This window comes from Bradyrhizobium sp. Kon56 (assembly GCF_055807635.1).
This window is the reverse complement of sequence record NZ_JBVVOU010000116.1, coordinates 1-647: the sequence shown is the minus strand read 5'-3', so window position 1 is coordinate 647 and position 647 is coordinate 1. Positions and strand designations below refer to the sequence as shown.

General features: G+C 60.9%; 1 protein-coding gene. It reads left to right on the top strand.

Features of this window, described 5'->3' with window-relative positions:
* Window positions 1-647 (top strand): O-linked N-acetylglucosamine transferase family protein (locus AC0L3B_RS38190; protein ID WP_473382707.1); only part of this gene is annotated, 647 nt, incomplete at both ends.

The window sequence follows — 647 nt, the reverse complement described above, 5'->3', positions numbered from 1 at the left end:
GAGATCGTCTGCTATTCGTGCTCGCCGGTAAGAGATGAGATGACCGCCGCATTTAGGTCCTCGGCGGATGTCTGGGTCGACGCCTGGCAGATGTCGGATGACGAGTTGGCCGATCGCATCCAGGCCGACAAGGTCGATATCCTGATCGACGTATCCGGGCACACGACCGGCAACAGGCTCCATGTCTTCGCCCGCAAGCCGGCCCCGATCCAAGTCTCCGGGTTTGGTCACGCCACGGGCACGGGCCTTCAGACCATGGACTACGTGCTCGCGGATCCCGTCTTCATTCCGCAATCGGCACGCCATCTGCTGGCTGAAAAGGTCTACGACCTGCCGTGCCTGATCACGATCGATCCCATTTTGGATCTACCTGCATCGGAGCCGCCCATGCTCCGCAACGGCCATGTCACCTTCGGCGTGTTCAACCGCATCTACAAGATCTCAGACGAGGCCATCGGGGTGTGGTCGAAAGTGATGCGCGAGGTGACGGGTTCGAAGATCATCATCAAGCATACTCTGCTTGACGATCCCATGTTGCGCGACAATCTGGTCGCGCGGTTCGTGGCACAGGGCGTTGCCGAGGAGAATGTCACCTGCCTGGGCTCGTCGCCGCGCCCCGAGCACCTGCGGGCGTTTGCGAACGTCGA